This window comes from Paraglaciecola sp. (assembly GCF_030730205.1).
Classification (GTDB): domain Bacteria; phylum Pseudomonadota; class Gammaproteobacteria; order Enterobacterales; family Alteromonadaceae; genus Paraglaciecola.
On sequence record NZ_JANQVQ010000066.1, the window covers coordinates 1 to 4,790 of the forward strand.

The 4,790-nt window shown below is 43.3% G+C and carries 5 protein-coding genes; 2 read left to right on the forward strand and 3 right to left on the reverse strand.

Annotated features, from left to right (window positions below):
• The first annotated feature begins 212 nt into the window (after positions 1 to 212).
• On the forward strand, positions 213 to 2,054 hold the full coding sequence (locus tag NWQ57_RS05825) for a choice-of-anchor I family protein (RefSeq protein ID WP_306021195.1): 1,842 nt from the start codon (positions 213 to 215) through the stop codon (positions 2,052 to 2,054).
• A 140-nt stretch (positions 2,055 to 2,194) separates the two neighbouring features.
• Here NWQ57_RS05825 and NWQ57_RS05830 read toward each other — a convergent pair whose 3' ends face one another.
• Entirely contained in the window at positions 2,195 to 2,869 is a 675-nt protein-coding gene (locus tag NWQ57_RS05830) for a type 1 glutamine amidotransferase domain-containing protein (RefSeq protein WP_306021196.1), read from the reverse strand.
• 130 nt (positions 2,870 to 2,999) lie between these two features.
• On the opposite strand from NWQ57_RS05830, the gene NWQ57_RS05835 reads away from it, so the two are divergent.
• On the forward strand, positions 3,000 to 3,881 hold the full coding sequence (locus tag NWQ57_RS05835; protein WP_306021197.1) for a LysR family transcriptional regulator: 882 nt from the start codon (positions 3,000 to 3,002) through the stop codon (positions 3,879 to 3,881).
• 159 nt (positions 3,882 to 4,040) lie between these two features.
• Here NWQ57_RS05835 and NWQ57_RS05840 read toward each other — a convergent pair whose 3' ends face one another.
• The gene (locus NWQ57_RS05840) at positions 4,041 to 4,478 is read right to left on the reverse strand and encodes a DUF3010 family protein (protein WP_306021198.1); all 438 of its coding nucleotides are present in this window, start codon (positions 4,476 to 4,478) and stop codon (positions 4,041 to 4,043) included.
• A gap of 103 nt (positions 4,479 to 4,581) precedes the next feature.
• Positions 4,582 to 4,790, reverse strand: a 209-nt coding sequence (locus NWQ57_RS05845) for an EAL domain-containing protein (protein ID WP_306021199.1), incomplete at its 5' end; no start/stop codon positions are given.

Sequence of the window (4,790 nt, forward strand, 5' to 3'; positions counted from 1 at the left end):
CCGCTTTTTCATATCGAGTATTTTGGGGCAAAGTAGAACATCTGCGTTATTACTAATAGCAGCATTACTGGGCCGTTCTCTCTAGCGCGGTGGTGACAGCCCAGTAATGAATGTGTAATAAATAGGTCATTGATCCGTCATTCGAGTGTAATTTAACTGTCACACCCTACTTTTATCCTGACTAAAATCAAAATGTTAGTAAAGGATAACGAATGAAATTGGGTAAACAGATCTCTTACACAGCTATCGCTATAGCACTAAGTACCGCTTTAACCGGCTGTTTTTTAGATGGCGATGAAGGAGCACCAGGTCCAGTAGGTGAACAAGGCGCTGTGGGTGCAAGTGGTTCTGATGGCGCAGACGGTCAAAACGCAAGCGCTGGGGTATATTTAGAACTGATTGGCCGAGCCCAACTTAATCCAAGCAATCCCCTCGGTGCGGCTGAAATAGTACAATTCCATGCTGCCAGCAAAATGATTTATGCCATTAATAGCGCTGCGACGCAACCCACGGTTGAAATGATAGATGCATCAAGCCTTACAAACGAAGCGCTAAGCAATCCACTTACTGCCGATAACATGACCGCCAGTCCTCTTGTATTACCCACTTCGGCTAATAATATTCCGCTTGCTAGCCCTACAAGTGTCGCAATACATGATGATTGGATGGCTGTAGCTGTGCCCGCCGCTGCAAAAGCCAATAACGGATTTGTACTTTTTTATAATGGCCTCAATGCTACAACACCGGTTTTTGTCAAAGCGGTAGAAGTGGGCAACTTACCAGATATGGTGACGTTCAATGCTCAAGGTAATAAAGTGCTCACAGCCAACGAAGGAGAGCCTAGTGGTGACTATGGCGTTGATCCTGAAGGCTCAATTTCAATCATTAACTTGGTAGATAACGTACCTGCAGATGTGGCAATAGCGCTAACGTTCAGCGCTTATAATGATAAACAAGCTGAGCTTGAAGCGATGGGGATGCACTTTCCTAATCCAACTGGGCGCACCATTAACGGCAAACTCATCAACACCACCGTTGCACAAGATTTAGAGCCAGAATACATCACTATTAGTAACAATATTGCTTATGTCACTCTGCAAGAAAACAACGGGCTTGCCATCGTCGATTTGAGTGATAACTCTCTTACCATCAAAGGTTTAGGCTTTAAGGATTGGAGTAAGTACCAACTTGATGGGATGGAAGACGGTACAGTGAGTTTTGGTCAATACCAAGATGTTTACGGTATATATATGCCTGACACCATTGCATCATTTACCTGGAAAGGCGCAAGCTTTGTTATAACAGCCAATGAAGGTGATGCTCGTGAATACTTTTTCGATACCCTGAACGAGGCGGGTGAACAAGACGAAGACTTATGTATTGCGGCTGGGGGTCAAGACTTCGATTCAGACGATGGTTGTTTAGCGTTCACTGAAGAAACCCAAGCCCGTCGTTTAGATTACGCACCCAGCTCAAATCTTGAGATGATTGCAGGCGGCGACCCACGTAATTCAGACTTTACTGCTCACCCCTTAGGCCGACTTACTGTCAGTAAGGTGTTAGGAGACCAGGATAAAGATGGTACTTATGAAGCGATTTATGCCTACGGTGCGCGTTCATTTACTATTTGGGATAGCAACGGAATGGCCGTATTTGACTCAGGGGATGACTTAGAGCGCATTACAGCTTCCATTCATGGCAACGCATTTAATAATGAAAATGATGAGAATACGGGCGACGGCCGCTCAGCTAATAAAGGGCCAGAACCCGAAGCTTTAGCCGTTGGTCAGGTTGGTGACCACACTTACGCGTTTATCGGCACCGAACGCATGAGTGGCATTTTTGTTTATGACATCACTAACCCCTACGACACTAAATTTGTCGACTACGTGATAAATCGGGACGTAACCGAAGGTGGCGACCTGATGGGTGATCTAGGTCCTGAAGGAATGGCTTTTGTCGCTGCAAACGACAGCCCAACAGGGGAACCATTAGTGATTATCGGAAATGAAATTAGCGGCACAGTGGCAGTTTGGCAAGTGAGAGCCAAATAAAGCGACGAGATTCGAGAAAAATGAGACCGAACAAAAAAAGGTACGACACTGCTGTCGTACCTTTTTGTTTATTCTATAGGGGCACAGCTAAGAAAGTGACGGGCCCTCTTTTAATCACTCAGTTGCCACAAAAGACACCTTTACCCGTTTAGCTGCTTAACCAAGGCTTTTGCAACGGCATGAGCACTACTTGGGTTTTGACCAGTAATCACTCGGCCATCTTCAATCACAAATTCTTGCCATGGCTGCACTTTTCGATACTGACTGGCCGAACGAGTTAACGATTCTTCTAACAAAAATGGCACATCGTTAATAGTACCGTAGTCAATCTCCTCTTCGCGAGTGAACCCTGTTACGGTATGGCTGGCGAGTAATTTTTCACCTGAGCTCAATATAATTGGTAATAAACCGGCTGGGCCATGACAAACCGCTGCCAATACTCCACCATTTTCGTAATGTTTAGCCGCCAAACTAGCAACTTCTTGGTTACTTGCTAAATCTGATAGCAAACCAAAACCACCTGGATAGAAAATCGCAGCGTAATCAGTCACCGACACTTGATTTATCGGTATGGAGTGATTCATGCGGTTTTGAAATTCTGTATCAGCCAGTACCTCACTATTGACTGAATCTCCCTCAATATCGGTGCCATAGATGGGCGCTTTACCACCCTTAATGGAAGTGATGTCGTAATCAAAGCCGTTTTGAGTAAACACATGTAGAGCATGGGTGATTTCTGGCGAGTATGTACCATTGGCTTGCTCAGTTGTACCTAAGGTACCGTGATTGGTAACGATGACGAGTATCTTTTTCATTTTGATTGCTCCTAAAGCATTAGTCCTGCTTGAAATAATGAAACCAGTGTAGTTCATCCCCATACAAATGATAATATAGCCAATCAGCAAATTATTTTTGCTATATAGCAACAATAAAAACAGGACTATTATGAATAGCTTTGAAGGTATCATCGAATTTGTGGCAGTAGCAGAATCTCAAGGGTTTTCATCTGCAGCCAAACGACTTGCCTGCAGCACAAGTCATATCAGCCGTCAAATTTCACGACTCGAAGAGCGCCTAGCTTGCACTTTATTTGCGCGAACTACGCGGCAAATTCACTTAACTCAAGCTGGCCTCACTTACTATCAACAATGTAAAGAACTGGTGCATGGCTTAGAGCAAGCAAATGAACAAGTCAGCTCTCAGCAATTCCAAATTAACGGCACACTTCGAGTGAGTGGAGCAGGCACGTTTTGTGAGCAATATGTGGCACCAGCCTTGATGCAGTTTGCTGAACATCATCCTAAACTTTCTATTGAAATGGACTTTAATACTCGCATGGTTAACTTTATTGATGACGGGTTTGATTTTGCTATTCGCTATGGTGAACTAAGCGACTCTAGTCTAGTCGCTCGTAAATTAGCCAACAGACCGATGATGGCAGTCGCAAGTCCTGCTTATTTGCAACAATATGGCGAGCCCATGCAACCAAGTCACCTAAAAAATCATCGATGCATTATTTCCAACAATGATCATTGGCTATTTAGTCAAGATGGCACTCAAGAAAGTATTAAGGTTAGTGGGCGGTGGCGCAGTAATAATGCCCACGCCGTAGTCAAAGCCGCAGAACAAGGTTTAGGCATTGCCTATATGCCTAAGAGTAGTTTCACGCAATCAATCGAATTAGGATTACTACTACCCGTATTGAGTACGTTTTGGGGGAAAGGCGCAAGTAGTTGGATAGTCTATCAGAACAAGCGTTTTTTGCCCCTTCGCGCTCGTTTGGCTATTGACTATTTAGTGCAATATTTTGCTACGTGGAGTGAATGAAAAAGGTCGATTTTCTTTGGCGTTACTCGATTAATACCTCAGTTTTTTCGCAAAAAAAAAGACAATACGTGATGTTATTGCCTTTATCATTTCGTGGAAATCGAATTTTTGTAAATATAATACGCTCTTGCTCTAAGCTTGCGGTTTGAACTTGTCTGCTTAGATATCGTACTTGTCTTTCATCAAATAGCCATATGCCACATCAAAAGCAATTTGTTGAAAGCCTTTTAACCCCGTCTCAGCAAAATCCACTGGCACCGGATTACGCTTTATCGCCTCTTTAATGGCAGTGGGTGCCATTATCACTGCGTCTACGTCCGCAATGAGTTCAAGCGCGGCTTCTAATTTAAAGCCTACTGCACCGCCGGCAAATTTGCCTTTCATAGGCCGCTCGCGGATGACTATTTTATCAATTTTGTAGTCTTGAACGAGTTTAGCGAACGTTGCTTGAAAGTAACGTAAATCTTTACTTGTTGCATTTTTAGGTAAAGATATTTTGCGCGCGCGACAATCTGGAATTTGAAATAATTCATTCTCCAACGATAAAAAACATACATTTGCATCGTTGGCACTTAGTTCTACACCAATCACTCTCATCTTAATTTACTCAATTTTAATTACTTCAACAGTTGCGGTGATTATAAACTACAAGCCCGTTATTAGGGCTAACAATTTAAATGCTCAGCAAAATTACTTACCTTCAAACGCTAGTTTCGTTTGTCACCGTTTTAATATCACTGGCAAAACACGGTTTACCAAAGAAATAGCCTTGACCAATACGGCATCCTAGCTCATACAATTTTTCAGCTTGTTCGGCGGTTTCGATGCCTTCGGCGATGACATTTTTTTCCAAGCTTTGGCACATTGATATGAGCCCTTTTACGACCAATTCATTGCGCCTATCGTCCA